Raw genomic sequence first — 18,305 nt, forward strand, 5'->3', positions numbered from 1 at the left:
CTGGGCCACACCACGACTTTATTGACAGCCCTTGAAAAAGCTCCCCATAATAGGATCAAGAACATGCCTTGAAAGGATGGTTGCTTACAGAACAGGCAGAAGGGTATGACACCGCCGGAGTCACTGCGTGGTGTTGGGGCCGTCCCGGGTTCGCCTGCGCCACGCAGAACGATGACCAGACAGACAAAGCAGACCAGGCCAGCGAGAAAGGCCGGGGAGGGTGAGCTATGAAGCAGACCTTCTTCTCGCGCTTTGTAGCACTGCCCCCACGTCCAGGCCGGAAGTCAGTCGTCACGCCGTCACGCCGCTTGATCAGGGGCCTGTTGGCGCTGACTGTGGCTTTGTTGGGCTGTATCAATGGCCTTGTGATCTTGCTGCCATTCCACCCGGGACGTCTGGAGCTGCTGCGCGACCTGCTGACCGCCATTGATCTGCTAGCGCCTTTTGGGCCTGCTTTCTGGCCCTTCGTCCAGACCAGTCACACCATCGCGCTGCTCATCGGCTTCTTCTTGATCCTGCTCGCACTCGGCCTGGCCCGTGGCAAAGAGCGCGCCTGGCAAGTGACCATGTTTCTCCTACCCTTGTCGGCCTTGCTGCATGTGCTGCGCGGTCTGGCCCTTGAGGAGGCCCTGCTTTCCTGTGGCCTCTGGGGAGTACTGTTGCTGGCGCGTCCCTGCTTTCAGGTGGCAAGCGATCCCTGGCGCACTCGCCAGGGCTTTGCCCTGTTGGCCATTGGAGCCGCCTTGCTCCTCCTCTACGGCATCGGTGGCTACTACCTGATCGAAGGGCAGTTTCTGGCAACGAGTGGCGCCGGGGCCACGCTGCTGGCCCTGCTGCGTCGGATGCTGAATCTGCCCGCTCAAGAGCTGCTGCCGTTGACCCGACGTGCGCGCTGGTTCCTGGACTCGCTGCCCATCTTAGCGGTCACCGCCTTGTTGACCGGCATGATGGCCTTGCTGCGCCCAGTCAGCGCCCGCTGGTGGCTTGCCCAGCAACGGGAACATCTGGCCCAGGTCGAACGCCGGGCCCTGGATCTGCTGCAGCGCTATGGACAGGAGACACTGGCCTTCTTCGCCCTGGACCCGGCGAACTTACGCTACCTGGCTCCCAATGGCGAGGGCCTCGTCGCCTACCGGCTGGTCAATGCGGTCGCTGTGGTCCCCGGTGACCCCATCTGTCCCCCAGAGGCACGTGAGCAGGTCAGCCGCGCCTTTCTGGAGCTGTGCCAGCGCAATGGCTGGCAGGTGGCCATCTACCAGGTCCACCCTGCTTTCCTACCATACTATCGCGCCTACGGCCTGAGCATCTTCAAAATTGGCGAGGAGGCCCTGATCGACCCACGCAGCTTCAGCCTGAGCGGCCCAGCTATGGCCAATGTGCGCACCAGTAGCCGTCGGGCCGAGCGCGAGGGGGTGACCCTGCGTTGGCTGGAAGAGGCGCCCCCACCAGAGCTGTACGAGCAGATGGTCCAGCTCTCGCGCGCCTGGCTTCAACAGAAAGGGGCCCGCGAAACGGAAGAAATGGGCTTCAGCATGGGACGCCTCAGCGAGTTGCCTGCAATGGCCCAACGGGCCCATCTGATCGCGGCAATCGCCGCTGAGAGCACGCACTCACAGGTAAGTCGGCAGCCCGTGCCTCGTCTGACACTGGGGTTGGCTTTCGATCGCGCAAACAAGCTCTGCGCCTTTGTCTCTTTTACACCAATCTATGGTCTCCAGGACAGCAGGGATGGCCTGCGCCGTGACTGGGGCTGGGCCCTCGATGTGATGCGCCGCGCGCCTGATGCCCCTTATGGGGTCATGGAGCTGCTGCTGGTACGCGCTATTGAGCGCTTCCGCGAGGCCGGGGCCTGGCTCATGAGCCTGGGTCTGATCGCCGCCAGCGATACCAACCAGGAGCTTTCCGCCGGCCAGCGCGCCGTCGCCAACTTTTTGCTGGAGCATGTCCATATTCTGGAAGAGCATCGCACGCTCTTTCGCTTCAAGCAAAAGTTTCAGCCGCGCTGGGAGAGCCGCTATGTGGCCGCCAGCAATACGCTGGCCCTGCCGCGCATCGCGCTGGCCATTCTCAACGCTCACCAGCAGCGCCCAGCGGCTGGGGAACCTGTCCCTGGACTACCAAATCCGAATCTACTCACGATATATCGATGAAAAATACATGGGAACTTTCGGGCCTGGTCAGAGAGAAACGCCCGCGCCGCCCGCTGCGGGCGTTTGTGCCGCCGCTGCTCTCCTTTGTCGGAGCTCTGGTCGGCGGCGCGCTGCTTATCGTTGGCATGACCCCAGGGCTGAGCGCACTGCTCATCGCGCTCGGCCTGGATATACAGCGCACCCAGATGCTGACAGCCCTTTTCTGCTGTGCGGGCGCTGGTTTCTGCGGAGGTCTGGTCGGACGTCGCCTTCTGGGAGCCTTACCTGCCAGCCTCCTGCTCTTTTGGTCGGCTTATCTGCAGGATTTCATCGGGGCCGAACTCCAGCCAGTACGTGACCCCGGCGGCCAGTTGGAGCCGCTCAACGCGGAAGCCTTGCTGCATACGGTGCTGATGCTGCTGGCTCTGGCATTGCTGGCCGCCTTTGCCGGCTGCGCGATCGGTGAGACCCTGGCCCGTACGCTCTTCGATCCCATCGCCCAGACCTGGCAGCTCCTGCGCTCTCAGCAGCGGCTCGCCACCCCGCAGGAGACTGCGCCGCTTCCCACCTCAGAGCTGGCCGCGCCTGCTGCCTCTCCATCACGGCCCCTGGCTCTCGCGGGGTCCTGGCTCCTGGTCGCCCTGCTGGTCGCCTCGCTGGTGCTGGCTGCCGGCTCAGGCGATCTTTTTCTCTTTGCTCCCGATACCGGTATCCACACACCGCCAGTCATCCAGACCGCCGCCGGACGCCCGAGCAAGGGCACTGTGGTCAAAGATGGCTTCGCCAGCCCCGCCCTGCACGGACAGCGCCGCTCGTTCCTGGTCTACCTGCCGCCGTCCTACAATACACCCGCCGGCCAACAACAGCGCTACCCGGTGCTCTATCTGCTGCATGGCTCTCCCGGCAAGATCGTCGACTGGATCACCGGCGGCAAAGCCGAGCAATCGGCTGATACCCTGATTGATCTGGGGAAGATTCCCGAGCTGATCATGGTTTTCCCCGATGGAAATGGGCGTCCCGGTGCAACCAGTGAATGGGGCAACAGCGGCGATGGAAAGCAATTGCTAGAGAATTATGTGGCTATCGATTTAGTTCACTACATTGACAGCCACTATCGCACGATCCCCTCACCGGCGGATCGCGCGATCGGCGGGAACTCGATGGGCGGCTTTGGAGCGACCAACATCGCCATCCACCACCCTGACGTTTTCGGCTTTGTCATCTCACTGGGTGGCTACTACCGCGCCGAGGGCCTGATCTGGGGCAGCAATGCGACCTACCGACGCGCTAATAGCCCTCTCTCTAGCATCGCCAGCAATCGCTCCAGCCAGCGGCTGGCCTTCTTCCTGGGAGCGGCCACCAGGGACCAGCCTTATTATAGCGACACGCTACAGTTCGCCCAGGTGCTCAAGAAGCTCCACGTGCGCTATACGCTGGACATCGAAAAAGGCTATCATTCGTGGCACGTCTGGGAGACTCAGCTTTACCATGCTCTGCTCTGGCTCCACTGGGGCCAGAGCACTTCCCAGTAAGCTAGGAGAAATGGGGGGCTGCTGGATCGTGGAGTTCTAGAGGCTCAGCGCACCAGCTTGCCGATTCCCCCACCCGCGTGCTATACTCTGACAAGACATATTCATGCTTTGTTCCGTTTGTGTGATCCCCGTGACCGCGTCTATTCTTTAGCTCCAGCCCCAGGTGGAGTGGCCAGAGCGCTACGCCTCCTCTCTGGAGCGCCGCGGCTCAACGGGCCAAGGAGGTGAGGGACATGGACGCTGGCCCAAGTAGTAGTAGGCGTGTAGCTTTTACATGCCTGCTCGCGGGTAAGTGTGTGTCACCTCATCGAGTAGGGGGGATCTAGCTTTCGCCCGACGTATACTGGCGCACGGTCTCATCGCTCACTCCTTTATTCTGGAGAGCAATTAGTCAGTCAGTCATCGTCTCCTCTGCATCACCACCTTACTCGATGAGCGTGATCCTCTGCCAGCGGTCAGCCGCTATCGAGTAAACACTTCCCGCTGCCAGTCAGTCCTACGTGCCCTTTTTTCAAGGGTGCCCCTGTGCATAAGGGTTTCCCGCTACAACAGCAGCCCTGACCGGGCCGATACCCGGCTTGCCCCAGCCTGCTCTGGCCTCTCGGTCTCAGAGCAGCGCGGAGCGGCCCTTTGGCCTGGGGTCCGTGCCCGGCATCGCGCCTGCCCGTGGCTTCCGGTCAGGCTGCATTCACCGTGTCCATCAAGCAGATACACACACGTCGCTATCTCCTCTCGCTCAACCACATTGCTGTGGCCGAGCGACCGGCCTGTATTGTCTATCGAGCAGACGAGGAAAGGTGGTGATACCCTTGATCTACTTGAGCACACTGCTGCGTCAGAGTGTCCATGATAGCGAGGGGCGGCGCCTGGGTACACTTTGGGATCTGTATGTCTCGCCGCGCGAGACCTTTCCCTGTGTCACGGCGCTGGTGGTGCGCCCACCATTGAATACCAATACGCTGGTTGTGCCCTGGTCGCAGGTGCACAGCCTTGAGGAGACTCCTATCACTTTGAAGGTTCGTCAGGCCGAGATTACCCCCTACACTCCCCAACCCGACGAGCTGCTACTCAAGCGCGATATTCTGGATAAGCAGATTGTCGATACGCAGGGCGTGCGCGTCGTGAAGGTCAACGATCTGAAGCTGGCGCAAATTAAAGGAACGGCGCGCCTGATCGGCGTGGATATTAGCGCGAGCGGCCTGCTACGCCGACTTGGGCTGCTGGCTCCCATCGAGCTGCTGGGCCGGGTCCTGCCGCTGCGCCTGCAGGACCGAACCATCACCTGGAACTATGTGGAGCCGATCCAGGTCGTTCAGACAAGCACCAGCGAACAGCTCGCGCCGGCCCTGGCCGGGGCCGGCGTGGGCAGCGCTGGCACAGTCATGGCCGGCGGCGTCGTCCCCCAGGTCCAGCTGAGCGTCAGCCGCACAAAGCTGGCCGACCTGCACCCGGCAGATATTGCCGATATCCTGGAGCAGCTCGACGCTCAAGAGGCCGGCGCCATGCTGGAGCGCCTGGATACCGAAACGGCTGCCGACACCTTGAGTGAGGTCGAGCTGCCGCTGCAGGCCGAGATTATCAGCGGCCTCGACTCTGAACGCGCTGCCCGCCTGTTGGCAGCTCTGGCCCCCGACGACGTGGCCGATGTCCTGGCCGAGCTGCCACGCGAGGAAGCCGAACGCCTGCTGAATCTGCTGCCCGCCGAGGCGGCCCGTCAGGTACGTGATCTGCTTCACTATGACAAACAGACTGCCGGCGGCCTGATGACAACTCGCGTCCTCGGGCTCCCCCAGCATCTGACGGTCGAAGAGGCCCTGACCTACCTGCGCCGCCACGCCGATCATTTGGAGACAATCTACTACCTCTACGTGGTCGATGACGAGCAGCGCCTGATGGGCGTGGTCTCCTTGCGGAGTCTGGTGACCGCCGATCCACAGACACGCTTGCAGGACCTGCTCAATCCGGATGTGATCCACGTCCACACCGATACCGACCAGGAAGAGGTGGCTCGCCTGATCTCGCACTACAATTTGTTGGCACTGCCAGTGCTTGATGAGGAGGGCCGCCTGGTCGGCCTGATCACGGTGGACGACGCGATCGACGTGATCCGTGAGGAGCAGGCCGAGGATCTCTCAGAGATTGCCGGCACGAGCGTCGAAGAGTTCACTACCGAAGAGGAAACGCCCTCCTGGCGCGCCGTGCTTGGACGTGTGACCTGGCTGGCTGTCAATGTAGCCGCCGGCCTCCTGCTGGCGCTGCTCTTGAATGGCCTCTTCGGCCCAGTCTTGCGCGCCAGTGCTCGCCTGGCTCAGGACCCGGCGACCTTCGGCGGCCTCTTGCGCGCTCTCCACTCACCTACCACGCTCAGCGGCATGGTCTCGCTGCTGCCCATGCTCTTGCTCACCAGCGGTAGTGTGGGTTCACAGGCCCTCGGCGTCACTGGCTGGCAGCTGCGTTCACAGCGCGGACGCGACTTCTGGCGCGGCTTCTTCCGCGAGCTGCAGCTGGGAACCGCCGGCGGCGTACTGGCGAGCGTCTGCGTGGCCGCCCTCAGTTGGGTCCTCTTCGGCTCGCCCTTGTTGGCGCTGGCGATGGGGTTCGGCCTGGGCCTGACGCTCCTGCTGGCCGCTATCCTGGGCCTGGTGCTGCCTACGCTCTTCTACCGCCTCCACCTGCGCGGTAGCTTGCTCAATGCACCGCTGCTGGACCCCCTGATTGCCGTCCTCAGCGTGTGCACTTTTCTGGGAATTACCCTGCCTTTGCTGACAGGCCCGCTCTATACGGGCTGACCCCTGCTACAGGGATGGCGGGCCGCCGGGCACGAAGAGCACGAGTGCGGCCCGCCCCTGCCCGGATAGCCGACCTCCTCTCCTCTTCTCTCCGCCCCTCTCCGCTCCGCCCTCCTCCTTTCCTGGCTTGACATCTCGGCAATTCCTTCTCTATACTCAATTTGTGAATACTCAAAAATAGAGTTTTCACCTCTATTTCAAGCGCGCTCATAGCTAGAGAGTAGGGAGAAGAAGGAGGCCCACCATGTCCACTGTCTCCGCACGAACAGCCTATTTCTCAACCTTGCCGCGCCGCCAGGCTCGCTGGCGGCACCTGCCCGGCGCCCTCACGCTTGTTCTGGTCCTGGCCCTGGGGCTGGCTGCCTGCGGCAGCAGCAGTGGAAGCAGCAGCAACACCGGTGGCGCCAGCGCCCCGGCGGTCACGCTGAATGTTTTCGCCGCCGCATCCCTCAAAAATGCCTTTCAGGACATTGCCAACCAGTATCACAAGGCCCACTCCAACGTCAGTTTTAAGTTCAACTTTGCCGGCTCGCAGGTCCTCGAACAGCAGCTGGCCAATGGCGCGCCGGCGGACGTCTTCGCCTCAGCCGATCTGGACAATATGAATAAAGCCAGCCAGGCCGGCCTGGTCAGCAATCCCCAGGTCTTCGCCAAGAACCGGCTGGTCATCATCGTGCCCTCCTCCAATCCCGCCGGCGTCAACACGCTGCAAGATCTGTCCAAGAAGGGCCTGAAGTTTGACATCGCCGCCTCCACGGTGCCTGCGGGCAAATACTGCCGCCAGGCTTTCGACAAGATGGCGCAATCCTCGACCTACGGCCCCCAGTTTGAGAAGGCCCTGCTGAGCAACGTCATCTCTCAGGAGGACAATGTGACGGCGGTCCTGCAGAAGGTTGAGCTGGGCGAGGCCGATGCCGGCTGCGTCTATCAGACGGATGCCGCCAGCGCTCAGGGCAAAGTCAAGATCATCCCGATCCCGGACGAGTTCAACGTCATCGCTCAATACCCGATTGCGGTCGTCAAGACCTCGGCACACGCTTCCGAGGCCCAGGGCTTCGTCGACTATGTCCTCGGGCCGCAGGGACAGGCAACTCTGGAGAAGTATCAGTTCATTTCGAAGAATGGTTGATGTGCAACAGGCGCCGGCCCCCCACGCAACCAGGCCGCGAGGCCGGCGTCCCTGGCTTTCACCCGCGCAGGGCCGCATTCTGATGGCGATCCTGGTCGGATTGCTGGCCGCCAGCTTTCTGCTCTTTTTGGGCATCCCCCTGGCGGCCCTGCTCGTGCATGAGCCACCACAGCAACTGTGGAGCGCCTTAACCCAGCCCGACACTTTTACGGCCCTGCAGTTGAGCCTGGTCACCACGACTGCCAGCACGGTGCTCAGCGTGCTCTTCGGTCTCCCAGTGGCCTGGGTCCTGGCACGCACGCGGCTGCCAGGCCGCCGGCTCTTGGAAACCCTGGTGACGATGCCAACAGTGCTCCCGCCGGTGGTGGCCGGCGTGGCCCTGTTGTTGACCTTCGGTCGCTTTGGGCTGCTGGGCCGCTATCTGAGCGCCGTGGGGATCAGCCTGCCTTTTACAACAGTGGCCGTGGTCATGGCCCAGACCTTCGTCTCGGCCCCGTTCTTCGTCAACAGCGCCCGCGCCGGCCTGGAGCAACTCGATCCTCGCTACGAGCAGGCGGCCTACACGCTACGCGCCTCGCCCTTCTACACCTTTCTCCGCGTGGTCCTGCCCCTGATCCGCCCGGCCCTGCTGAGCGGCATGGGCCTGACCTGGGCCCGGGCCCTGGGCGAGTTTGGAGCCACCATCACCTTCGCCGGCAACTTCCCCGGCACAACCCAAACTATGCCCATCGCCATCTACATCGCGGCAGAAACCAATCTCGATGCGGCGGTAGCGCTCTCGGTGCTGGTCTTAGCCGTCTCCTTCGCCTTGCTGCTGGCCCTGCGCCTGGGACGCGAGAGCTAACAGCCAAGAAGCGCGAGCGCAGCCCCCACCACACCCGGCCAGCCTTACAGAGAGGCTTCCCGTTCCCAGCAACAGAGCGAGCGCAAGAAAAGCTGTTCCCAGTTGCGTCAGCTCTTCCCATTTGTTACAATGTAGGTGCCACTTGCAACACGCGCGGTCATGCTGTCAGTACATCCTTTACACCCGCCCGGCGACGGATCGGTTCGATCAGAAAGGTACGGAAGTAACCAGTGTCGAAAGTCTACGCAATCGCCAACCAGAAGGGCGGGGTGGGCAAAACCACCACCGCTATCAACCTTGCAACCTATCTGGCAGCCGCGGGTCGCAAAGTGCTCCTGGTTGATATGGACCCGCAGGCCAATACGACCAGCGGCATTGGCGTTGCTCCGAAGGTGCGCGAACACACCGTCTATGACCTGCTGGTCAGGCAGGACGAAGGTGTCACCATTTTCGATGTCATCGTACCGACCAAGCGCCGTGAGCTAGTCGTCGCGCCCTGTACTGTTGATCTGGCCGCGGCGGAGATCGAGCTGGTTAGCGCCCTGGCCCGCGAGCAGCGCCTGCGCCAGGCCCTGGAGCCTATTCGGCGCCGCTGTGACTATATCTTGATCGATTGTCCCCCCTCGCTCGGCCTGCTGACCGTCAATGCGCTGGTGGCCGCCGATGGCGTCATTATTCCGATCCAGTGCGAATATTTGGCCCTGGAGGGCCTCACCAAGTTACTGAATACGATCCAGCTCGTGAAGAATAAATTGAACCCCGACCTCTACATCGCCGGCGTCCTGCTGACGATGTACGATCCCCGCACGCGCCTGGCCGGTGAGATCGTCCGTGAGGTTCGCGGGCATTTTCCGAACGAGGTCTTTAATACGATCGTGAATCGCAATGTGCGCCTCAGCGAGGCCCCCAGCTTCGGGCAGCCGATTCTGGACTACGATCCCGATTCGCCCGGCGCCCTCGCCTATCGCGCGCTGGCAGAGGAGGTAATGGCCCGTGGTTAATAAAAAGTCTCCAATCGGGCGCGGTCTCGATATTCTGTTCTCTGGCTCGGGCGCCTCTCCCACCCCCGCCGCGGAGGCCCCCGCCGCACACCAACCGCCGCCGCGGGCGGAGGCCGAGGGCGCGACTCAGCTGGTTCCTATCGATAGTATTTTGCCTAACCCACGCCAGCCGCGGCGCCTCTGTCGCGACGACGACCCCGCCCTGCTGGAGCTGAGCGCTTCCATTAAAGAGCATGGCCTGCTGCAGCCTCTGATCGTGACGCGCCTGGAGGAGGAGAGCGCCCCCCCTCCCGATCCCTGGGCTGGTGCTCCCGACGATGACCCCTGGGCCGCTCCCGCTCCTGCCTCGGAGGCGCGGGCGAGTACTGCCTCCTCTCCGCTTCGCTACCAGTTGATCGCCGGTGAGCGCCGCTGGCGAGCTGCCCGCCTGGCCGGCCTCTCCCAGGTACCGGTGATTGTCAAGGAGGCCAGCCCTCAGCAGATGCTGGAACTGGCTTTGATCGAGAACGTCCAGCGGGCCGATCTGAACCCCATCGAGGAGGCCCTGGCCTACCAGACCCTGGCCCAGGAGTTCGGCCTGACTCACGAGCAGATTGCCGAGCGCGTCGGCAAGCAGCGGACGACAATCACCAACACGCTGCGCTTGCTGAATCTGGCCCCCGCTGTCCGCGAGAGGCTACTCAACCCGGGCGAGCATTTTACGGAAGGCCATGCCCGCGCGATCGCCGGCCTCTCTAGCTACGAGGACCAGGAGGAGGCACTGCACCAGGTGCTCTCTCGCCGCCTGACGGTGCGCGAGACGGAGGAGCTGGTGCGCGGCTGGAAAAGTCTGGAGCAGCCTGCCCGCCCCGCTCCCAGTCGCACGGCCCCGGTGCGCTCCCCCGACCTGGAGGAGCTGGAGTCTCAGTTTCGTAATTCGCTGATGGTGAAGGTCGATCTGCGCTGCAACGCCAAGGGTAAGGGCACGCTGGTTCTGCATTTCAATAATCAGGAGGAGCTGGAGCGACTCTACGCTCGCCTGGTCAAAAACGACGTGGAGTAGTTTCGGGAGGCTGCGATGGCTACCCTGGAAGATCCTTTTGGAAAGGTGCGTCCGAAGTTAGTGACGGCACGCACCGAGTTTCTGGCTGAGTTAGCTCGCTTTCAGGCCGCCGAGCTGGAGCGCCGTCCCTCGCCCGAGGACTGGTCAGCCCTGGAGGTGGCCTATCATCTCTACGTGGTCGACGGAATGACCCTGCAGGAAATGCGACGTGTGCAGGCGGAGGATAATCCCGAGCTGCCAGCACTGGAGACGGAGGGGCCGCGAGTGACGCGCGAGACGGCGCACGACCTCTCGCTGGATGCGGTGCTGGCTGGCATGGCGGCCCGCCGCGAGGAGATCCTCCAGTTCCTGGCTGAGCTGCCTCCTGCTGCCTGGGAACGCCCCTGCCACCACCACGCCTGGGGCGCGCTGCAGTTCTACCAGCTGGTGAATGTCCTGGCTCAGCATGATCGGCAGCATGCCCGCCAGTTGGTGGAGATCCGCGAGCGCCTCCGCAGCAGCGAGCGCGGGACCTCGCAGGCGGCATCGGCGAATTCCTCGCTTTCCCCCTCTTGAATCCCTCCCGCCGAACCAGTCCGCCCTTGCTTTTGTCTTTCGTACGAGATCAGCGGCGGCTAACTAACCTCATCAGGCTGGCTGGAGGCCTCCTTCGCCGCCTTGTCGGCAGCCAGCCCTCAGCTCAGTAGTTCGGCGTCAGAGCAAGAGCAAGAAACGAAAAGAGCAGGCAGGAAACCCTACCTGCTCTTGTTTCGTTTCTTTACTTCAGAACGTACAAACAAATAAGTAGGAAAAGAGAGCTCACCGCCAACCACCACCCACCCGCCCACTTCGACCGGACCGCCGGCCTTGAGGAGGGCCGGAGATGCAACCATCAGGGCGGACGGACAGCACCCTCGGCCCGGCTCAGGATAGCAGAGGGAGCCAGACTTTCCGTCGGTCGCGCCTGGCTCCTTGCCCATGTCTACCTGCTCGCCGTCAGTCAGCTAGCTCTGCTGCTCTGAGACCGAGTCACGGGGCGACTCGCCCAGGAGCTTATCAAGCGTCGTGCGCTTGATCCGGTAGCCATGCCGCTTGCTCTCCTTCTCGTGATGGGGAAGCAGAATGGCCTCTAGCATGCCGTTCTTGATCCAGCGCCTCACGGTGGTGGTCTCGACGCGCAAGAGGCGGGCAACTTCGCTGACGGTTAACAATTCTTCCATGTATGGTCACTCCTTTCCAGGTACAGAGGGATAGGAAACGGAAGACGGGCTTCACGCATCGTGACCGCCTCCCTCCTGAGCCATATAATTACTGATGACGGTATGAACGTATGTATGTATCTCATTGATATGTGCCTATCATATGCGATCAGGTTTTCTTTTTCAAGGGTTTGCGACAGAAATAGCCATGAAGGGGAGTCTTCGCGCTGACAGCGAAGCTAAAAGTGTCGCACAGAGTGAACATGAGCTGCCTCTCAAACATATCGCATGTTCGCAACAATGCAGAGCGCGATGTTAAGTAGATGAGAGCAGGGAGTACTGGGAGCGCCCAAAAGCAAACAAGCAGACAAGAAGATTGCCGACAGGGGAGAGAGCCAGTAGAGAAATCGTCAGGAAGAAAGAGAGCCTGGGGCCTCAATCCCGCGCCGCCTCAGCAGCAGCGTCTCTCTTGCTGTGGCTCCAGGCTGCCGACCAGCCAACAAGGGGCGCTGGCCCGACCCACCCCCGAGCGAAGGTGATCGCTCGCCCAATAGAGTGGGACCACTGGCCTGTCAGGGCCATGTCAGGGCCATGTCAGGGCCATGTCAGGGCCATGTCAGGGCCATGTCAGGCCAGCGCTAGAGGCGCAGGGAACGTGAAAGCAGATCGGCAGGTGAAGTGGAGGTGTGCCCACTCATCGCTCCTCCTGGCGCTTGCAGCCGCCCCGATGGCTCGCTGCTGGCGCTCCCTGCCTCCACTGTTTCGAACTGGAACCCTACCAGGCTGCTGCGCATCTCTTGGATCACCGTCGTTAGCTGCTGGGCCAACGTATTGACTTCGCTGGCGAAGGCCAGCGCGAGACGTACCACCTCAGCACTCTCTCCCCCTCCCGCTGTTCCTCCCCCACTACCAGAGGCCGCGCCGCCGATGGCATTCAGCTTCATCCGCAGCCGGCTCATCTCTTGCCCTACGGTCAGTAACTCTCTATCGACATCCTTCAATGAAGACGCTAGCTGCTGCTGGAGAGCGCTTAGTCCCTGCTCCAGTTGGTGGAGCAGAGGAGTAGGAATGTGCAGCTCGCGGCGGATGCCCTGGGCGTTGGCTGTCCAGCGGGAAGGTCGGGCGGCTTCCTCCTCAATCTGGCGCAGCAGGGTGCTCAGGCGCTGCAGTTGCTCGACGGTGGTGCCATCGAGCACCCCCTGCAGACGCTCACGGCTGCGGCGCAGGCGGCCTTTCAGCTCACTCAGCTCGCGTTCCACCTTTTCCCCCAGGCTCCTGCCAGCCCCAGCCGCGCTCGGCGTCGTCAAGGTGCCAGAAGGCGTACGGCCTCTCTCGTTCAGCGCAAGCGAGCTGCTTCCCGGGCCCGGCCCCTGGCTCTCTGACCGCGCAGGGACTTGCAAGAGGTGCAGGCTCTGGCTGAGGGCCTCGGCATGCTCCTGTTGCCGGCGGGCGATGACCTCCAGCTGCTGAATCGCCACTTGCACCCGCAGGACAAAGCGCCGGAAGCGCCCGACGGTGAAATTGAAAGCGTTGGCGAGCAGGCCAATAGGATCATCGCTCACTGGGGCATTGATACGTAGATCGCCAGCGCTGACAACGCGCATGTCGCTGAAGAGATGTTCGGCAGCGTTGGTCAGGGCATCGCGCTGGCGTCGGGTCTCCTCTAGCAGGTTGAGCAGGGTCTCCAGCATGGCATTAAAGGCCGCCGAGACCTCCGCGATCTCGTCGCGCCCGATGACGGTGACGCGCGCCTCCAGCTGTCCGCTCTCAATGGCTCGCGTGACTTGCTGCAGGTGGCGCAGACGACGGACGAGCGTGCCAGAGATGAACCAGCCGACGAGAACGATGGCCAGTGAGGCGACGATGGCACCGATGATGCTGGTAATGAGCTGGTTGCGCTCTTCGACGGCTGCCGCCTGCTGCACGGCAGCAGCCAGGCGCTGATTAAGTTGAATGAGTGCCCGCAGAGCGCTGAGGGCGTCGGCATTGGTCGGCTCGACCTGGAAGCGGAGCAGGTTCTGGGCCTCGCTGAGATTGCCCTGGGCAATGTCCTGCAAAACCTGGTCCTGGGCGGCGCGATAGAGATGCCAGGTCCGTAGGGCACTGGCCAGGAGGGTTTGTTGCTGCCCTTGCTGACCGCTCTGACCAGCCTCAGCAAGCAGTCCCATCTCATCAGGATGGTTGATCAATAGGTCCTGAGCGACGTAGGTCGACAGGATGGTGTCATAGCGCGTCGCCAGTCCTGTGATGGCCTGACGCTCCTGAGTGATCGTTTCGTGAGATGGTGCCGGGGCGCTGGCGGAGGCCATGAGATTGTGTACTTCGGTGTTCATGAGCTGGAGATAGTCGGCGCCAGTGGTGAGCGAGGTGTTGATACTCAGCAGTTTCTGATAAAAGCTGGACTGCCGACTGAGGGATTGAGAGCGCAAGACACCGATCAGGCCCGCCGCAATGGCCGCGATGAGGGCGGCTAGCAGGAAGCCGAGCGTGAGACGCTTGCCAATAGAGAGGTTGAGGAGCAGGTTGCCGCTGCGCCGCGAGCGGGGACGAATGCGAAGGCCGGGACCGTCGCCGAAGGCCGCTCCCCCTTGAGGAAGCGAGGGGGTCGCCAGCGAGGGGAGTTGCGCCTGGCCCTTTCTCTGGACTGGCTGCTGCATCCTTACTCCTCCTTTCTGCGGCTGAAGGCGAAGGCGCGCTCTTGCGCTGGCCCGGTCACCACGGCCAGGGAGAGAGCGCTGGCACCTTTTCCGCTGCTCCCTTTAAGGTTCATAGCCGCAATGGGAATATAACCCATCTCCTGCGCCTTCTGCTGCACTGGCTCGCTGAGCATGAAGTCAAGGAAGGCGCTCAGCAAGGGATTATCGTCGCCCAGCGTATACATGTGTTCATAGCTCCAGAAAATATAGCGACCGGCCACAATATCGGCGAGCGTGGGCCTGGCTCCTTCGATGGCCAACACACGCACCGCCGGGGTCAGCACAGAGAGCGCCAGGTAGCCAATGGCTCCCGGCGTGTGGGCCACGGTCTCGCGCACGGTCACGGAAGAGTCGGTCTGCAGGAGCTTGCCCTTCTCGTCGCGCCCTCCCAAAATGTATTTGCGGAAGGTGTCGCGCGTGCCGGAGGTCTGGGGACGTACAACTGGCACGATGGGCAGGTCAGGGCCGCCGACCTGGCTCCAGTTGCTGATGCGCCCCGTTGAGAAAATATCAATGATCTGTTGACGTGTCAGTGAGGTGACGGTGACATCGGGATTGGCCACCATTGCAAAGGGGATCACGCAGACGATATGGTCGGTCAGGTTGGGATCGGGATAAATGGCCGGGTCCGCGTAGATATCTGAGTCGCCGATGTCCGCCTGGTGGCTGGTGACAGCGGCCAGGCCGGCCCGGCTTCCTCCTCCGTCTACCTGAATATGTGCCTGGGGATGCTGGCGCTCAAAGAGGCCGGCAGCAGTACTGACCAGAGGCTGCAAGGCGGTCGACCCGGCAATGTGCAGCCTCCCACTGAGAGCACTTTGCGAGTCTGCTCCTTCCCCACACCCCGCCAGGAGGATGAGTACGATGAGGCCAAAACCGATGAGGACAGCGCTGATTCCTCTCCTTCTTTTTCTGTTTACCATTTTTGCCAATTGCTGTCAGTCATTGAAAAAATCGATAATTAGAAAAGATCACCAGATCCGGCAGGCTTGCTGTGCGCTCTGCGCGCCCGAAGACCGCCTGGATCAGCTGGTCCGCAGGCCCGCAGAGCCTTGGGTGCCTCCTCCACATCTTATGCAAGACTTTGTTTAAGCTGCCGTTAATCGCTGGTGAAAGAAAGTTGATCCCAATGTTAAATCTCGCTCACCGTCTCGCTACGAGGAGACCACCTTGCTGGGAAGAGAAAATGGCGGCTGCTACCCTTCGGTCCGCTGCTACTCAGGGTAGGGCCTTCTCTTGGTTGCACTGGCTCCACTGCTTGACTGCCTGGTATAATCTAACCAGGAAGACACACTTTGAGAGGAGAGCAGCCTTTTATCTTGAAAAGCAATATGGAGTTGTCTGGCGAAAGGTAAGCGAGCTATGCCCCATCAGCATAAAAAGCAGCATTCCTCTAGCTATAGTAGTCGTAGTCGGTCAGGTACGGTAACGCCCACCATGAGAATGGCCCCAGGTGCTGGAACAACCAGTGTGCTGCCGCCCACAGCCTCGGTTCCGGTCGCTACCGCAGAGACACCTGCCGTCTCGCCTTCCATCCGGCCAGCGGAGCAGGTAGCCTCGGAGAGGTCGGGGGAGGAGAGTGTGATCCGTGTTGTGCTGGCCGATGATCATACATTGATGCGCGAGGGTTTGCGTCATCTGCTCGAACTTGAGTCAGACCTCAAGGTGGTTGGCGAGGCCGCCGATGGCCCGGAAGCCCTACGTGTCATTCGCCAACTCTGTCCCGACGTGGTTCTGCTCGACATCAGCATGCCACAGCTGGACGGCCTGGCGCTGACGCGCCAGCTGGCCGAGGAGCTGCCCCAGGTCGCCATCATCATCCTGACCATGCACCGCCAGCATCCCCAAGTCTTGCGAGCCATCAAGAATGGCGCCCGCGGCTACCTCCTCAAAAGCGCCTCGTCACAGGAACTGATCCGCGCTATTCGCACGGTGCACGCTGGCGGGGCTTTGATTGAGCCGGAATTGACCGGCCCCGTGCTCGCCGAGCTACGCCGTCTCTCTCAGCAACCAGGTGCGCCAGGCGCTCCAACGCTGAACGACCTGACGGAAAAAGAAATAGAGATTATTCGCTACGTTGCGCAAGGCATGAGCAACCGCGAAATCGCCGCTCAGCTCTCCTACTCGGAGAAGACCGTCAAGAATTATCTTTCGGTCATCTTCCAGAAGCTCGGCATTCGCGACCGCACACAGGCGGCTATCTTTGGCCTGCGTCAGGGCCTGCTGGCCGACGAGGGGCCGTGAGCTTGTGAGTCGCGGTACGCGGGGAAGCGCCGTAGAGCCTGCCACGCCATTCGACGCCGCGCCCTGTGAGTTTGCGCCAACAGGCCTGGGCCAGGATGCCCATGAACAGGAGGCCAGCCAGTGGATGGGCCAGGGCCTGGTACCAGGGTAAGCCAAGGGACTGATCGAGCGAACGCCGATAGGCGAGGAGGGGGAACAGAGTCAGGCAGCTAACGAGCAGCGCCTCCGCAGTGCCGACCCCTTGCCGGCGCCACCAGTTTCGTCCCAACCAGAGCAGCAGGGGCAACAGGAAAGGCCCCACTACGACGAGTGGCAGCCCCAGCAGGGCGGCCACCATAAAAGGGAGTCCTCCACTGCCGACAAAGATGGTCTTGCGCCAGCCACGCCAGAGAGCTGGCAGCCCTCGATACATCTGGACACGTAGCAGCCCTCGCCCATCGCAGAGGGCGAGGCGATAGCCGTGACGCTTCACGAGGGCAGCCAGGTCACGATCATCAAGCGGCGAGTGGCGCAGTGCGGGATGGGCATAGCCGCCGAGAGCTTCGTACACAGAACGACGCAGCAGGATATACTGACCATTGGCTGTGGCCAGCGGAGAGCACGGCTGATTGACAAGGGGTGGGGGGAACTGGAGGCTCATGCCCATGAGGGCCAGGGGGAGCGTGAGGCGGTTCCAACCATCGGCGATCACCTGCTCGGGCACCAGCGAGAGCAGATCAAGACCCTGGGCCAGGGCCTCGCCCAGGGTCAGGCGCAGGGTCTGCGGCGACCAGAAGCTGTCAGCATCGGTAAAGACGAGCCAGGTGCCACGGGCCTGACTGGCTCCGCTGTGCAGAGCATGCGGCTTGCCTGCCCAGCCCGAAGGGAGTTCCTCGCCGAGCGAGATCAGGCGCAGACGGCCCACCGCGGCTGGCTCCATCGCCAGGTGTTCCAGAATGGCCCGCGTCTGGTCGGTCGAGCCGTCGTCGACGACAATCACCTCGTAGTCCGTGGGATAGTCCTGGAGGAGCAGCGAGCGCACACAGCGCCAGATAGTGGCTGCTTCATTGCGTGCCGGCACGATGATCGAAACGACGGGCAGCCCTTCGACCCCTGCCTCCGGCTGTCGATGCCGCAGGGGGGCGCTCCGTCGATACGGGTGGGCAATCCAGTCTAGAAAGAGATAGAAGGCCGCAGTCACCAGGCCGTAGCAGTGAAGCAGAAGGCGCGCGGTCCGATGAGGTTGCTTCGACGCCAGGGCAACTCGCTTGGGCAACTTCCGGCTCATAGTCTCATTATAGCAGCCCCAGGCCGAAGCTTGAAATATTGCGACCGCGTCCCCGCTGATGTACAATCACGAAGAGTGAAACATTCTTGCTTGTGACAGGCCGAGCTGGCATAGAGGCGTGTCGTCCCGCTGCGGCAGCGTAGGCTGACGCGACAGCGGTCTGGCGGGCGCCCCCACGATGGGGAGACCCGAGCGGAGCGCCTGGGGCTGCACCATTCAGCACAGGCAGCAAAAGAGAGGAGAACCTCCCTGCCATCTTTTCGCCCGGCTGTGGAAAGGCTTCCCTGGCCGCCGCAGGGCCACAGGGGCTGGCATCATGACCGCATAGAAGCGGCTACTCGTGACCGCTTTTTCGGGATTATCGAACACCCTTGACCGACACCGCTCTAGATGCTACCACCCTAGAGGGGGACCGTCAGAACGCCGCTTGAGCCCGCTTAGGGATTGAAAGGAA

Annotated in this window: 13 protein-coding genes; 9 read left to right on the top strand and 4 right to left on the bottom strand. The window is 62.2% G+C overall.

Annotation, left to right across the window (positions count from 1 at the left end):
- The first annotated feature begins 227 nt into the window (after positions 1–227).
- The 8 genes from N688_RS23420 (at position 228) to N688_RS19970 (ending at position 11,021) form a co-directional block, all read left to right on the top strand.
- The gene (locus tag N688_RS23420; RefSeq protein ID WP_052890917.1) at positions 228–2,150 is read left to right on the top strand and encodes a bifunctional lysylphosphatidylglycerol flippase/synthetase MprF; all 1,923 of its coding nucleotides are present in this window, start codon (positions 228–230) and stop codon (positions 2,148–2,150) included.
- Entirely contained in the window at positions 2,147–3,661 is a 1,515-nt protein-coding gene (locus tag N688_RS19940) for an alpha/beta hydrolase (RefSeq protein WP_081839052.1), read from the top strand. Before N688_RS23420 ends, N688_RS19940 begins: the two co-directional genes overlap by 4 nt.
- 809 nt (positions 3,662–4,470) lie before the next feature.
- Positions 4,471–6,450, top strand: a complete 1,980-nt coding sequence (gene mgtE / locus N688_RS19945; protein ID WP_052890919.1) for a magnesium transporter — start codon at positions 4,471–4,473, stop codon at positions 6,448–6,450.
- Positions 6,451–6,694: 244 nt separating this feature from the next.
- Positions 6,695–7,579: a molybdate ABC transporter substrate-binding protein gene (modA, locus tag N688_RS19950; protein ID WP_052890920.1), complete on the top strand. Its 885-nt coding sequence runs from the start codon at positions 6,695–6,697 to the stop codon at positions 7,577–7,579.
- Entirely contained in the window at positions 7,572–8,423 is an 852-nt protein-coding gene (locus tag N688_RS19955; protein ID WP_052890921.1) for an ABC transporter permease, read from the top strand. Before modA ends, N688_RS19955 begins: the two co-directional genes overlap by 8 nt.
- A 230-nt stretch (positions 8,424–8,653) precedes the next feature.
- A complete protein-coding gene (locus N688_RS19960; protein ID WP_052890922.1) occupies positions 8,654–9,424 on the top strand; it encodes a ParA family protein in 771 nt (256 codons plus the stop codon).
- Positions 9,417–10,466 carry a ParB/RepB/Spo0J family partition protein gene (locus tag N688_RS23290; RefSeq protein WP_052890923.1) on the top strand — a complete coding sequence of 350 codons (1,050 nt, stop codon included), beginning with the start codon at positions 9,417–9,419 and terminating at the stop codon, positions 10,464–10,466. The genes N688_RS19960 and N688_RS23290 overlap by 8 nt, the downstream gene beginning before the upstream one ends.
- 15 nt (positions 10,467–10,481) lie before the next feature.
- A complete protein-coding gene (locus N688_RS19970) occupies positions 10,482–11,021 on the top strand; it encodes a DinB family protein (RefSeq protein WP_052890924.1) in 540 nt (179 codons plus the stop codon).
- 428 nt (positions 11,022–11,449) lie between these two features.
- Here the strand turns inward: N688_RS19970 and N688_RS19975 are convergent, their stop codons facing one another.
- The 3 genes from N688_RS19975 to N688_RS19985 form a co-directional block, all read right to left on the bottom strand.
- Positions 11,450–11,665, bottom strand: a complete 216-nt coding sequence (locus N688_RS19975; protein ID WP_052890925.1) for a helix-turn-helix domain-containing protein — start codon at positions 11,663–11,665, stop codon at positions 11,450–11,452.
- Positions 11,666–12,282: 617 nt separating this feature from the next.
- Complete coding sequence (locus N688_RS19980; RefSeq protein ID WP_052890926.1) at positions 12,283–14,301, bottom strand: HAMP domain-containing protein; 2,019 nt, start codon at positions 14,299–14,301, stop codon at positions 12,283–12,285.
- 2 nt (positions 14,302–14,303) lie between these two features.
- Positions 14,304–15,263: a phosphate ABC transporter substrate-binding protein gene (locus N688_RS19985; protein WP_052890927.1), complete on the bottom strand. Its 960-nt coding sequence runs from the start codon at positions 15,261–15,263 to the stop codon at positions 14,304–14,306.
- Between the two features lie 439 nt (positions 15,264–15,702).
- Between N688_RS19985 and N688_RS19990 the strand changes: the two genes are divergently transcribed.
- Complete coding sequence (locus tag N688_RS19990; RefSeq protein WP_202901978.1) at positions 15,703–16,584, top strand: response regulator transcription factor; 882 nt, start codon at positions 15,703–15,705, stop codon at positions 16,582–16,584.
- Here N688_RS19990 and N688_RS19995 read toward each other — a convergent pair.
- Complete coding sequence (locus N688_RS19995; RefSeq protein ID WP_052890929.1) at positions 16,538–17,851, bottom strand: glycosyltransferase; 1,314 nt, start codon at positions 17,849–17,851, stop codon at positions 16,538–16,540. The genes N688_RS19990 and N688_RS19995 overlap by 47 nt on opposite strands.
- Between the last annotated feature and the right edge of the window lie 454 nt (positions 17,852–18,305).

This window comes from Thermogemmatispora carboxidivorans, from assembly GCF_000702505.1.
In the GTDB taxonomy this organism is placed as follows: domain Bacteria; phylum Chloroflexota; class Ktedonobacteria; order Ktedonobacterales; family Ktedonobacteraceae; genus Thermogemmatispora; species Thermogemmatispora carboxidivorans.

Bases quoted from the DNA above. Each gene is read 5' to 3' on its own strand.
- N688_RS19990 (WP_202901978.1), top strand. From the start codon at position 15,703: ATGCCCCATCAGCATAAAAAGCAGCATTCCTCTAGCTATAGTAGTCGT.
- N688_RS19970 (WP_052890924.1), top strand. From the start codon at position 10,482: ATGGCTACCCTGGAAGATCCTTTTGGAAAGGTGCGTCCGAAGTTAGTG.
- N688_RS23420 (WP_052890917.1), top strand. From the start codon at position 228: ATGAAGCAGACCTTCTTCTCGCGCTTTGTAGCACTGCCCCCACGTCCA.
- modA (WP_052890920.1), top strand. From the start codon at position 6,695: ATGTCCACTGTCTCCGCACGAACAGCCTATTTCTCAACCTTGCCGCGC.
- N688_RS19985 (WP_052890927.1), bottom strand. From the start codon at position 15,263: ATGGTAAACAGAAAAAGAAGGAGAGGAATCAGCGCTGTCCTCATCGGT.
- N688_RS19940 (WP_081839052.1), top strand. From the start codon at position 2,147: ATGAAAAATACATGGGAACTTTCGGGCCTGGTCAGAGAGAAACGCCCG.
- N688_RS19975 (WP_052890925.1), bottom strand. From the start codon at position 11,665: ATGGAAGAATTGTTAACCGTCAGCGAAGTTGCCCGCCTCTTGCGCGTC.
- N688_RS19980 (WP_052890926.1), bottom strand. From the start codon at position 14,301: ATGCAGCAGCCAGTCCAGAGAAAGGGCCAGGCGCAACTCCCCTCGCTG.
- N688_RS19995 (WP_052890929.1), bottom strand. From the start codon at position 17,851: ATGAGCCGGAAGTTGCCCAAGCGAGTTGCCCTGGCGTCGAAGCAACCT.
- N688_RS19955 (WP_052890921.1), top strand. From the start codon at position 7,572: ATGGTTGATGTGCAACAGGCGCCGGCCCCCCACGCAACCAGGCCGCGA.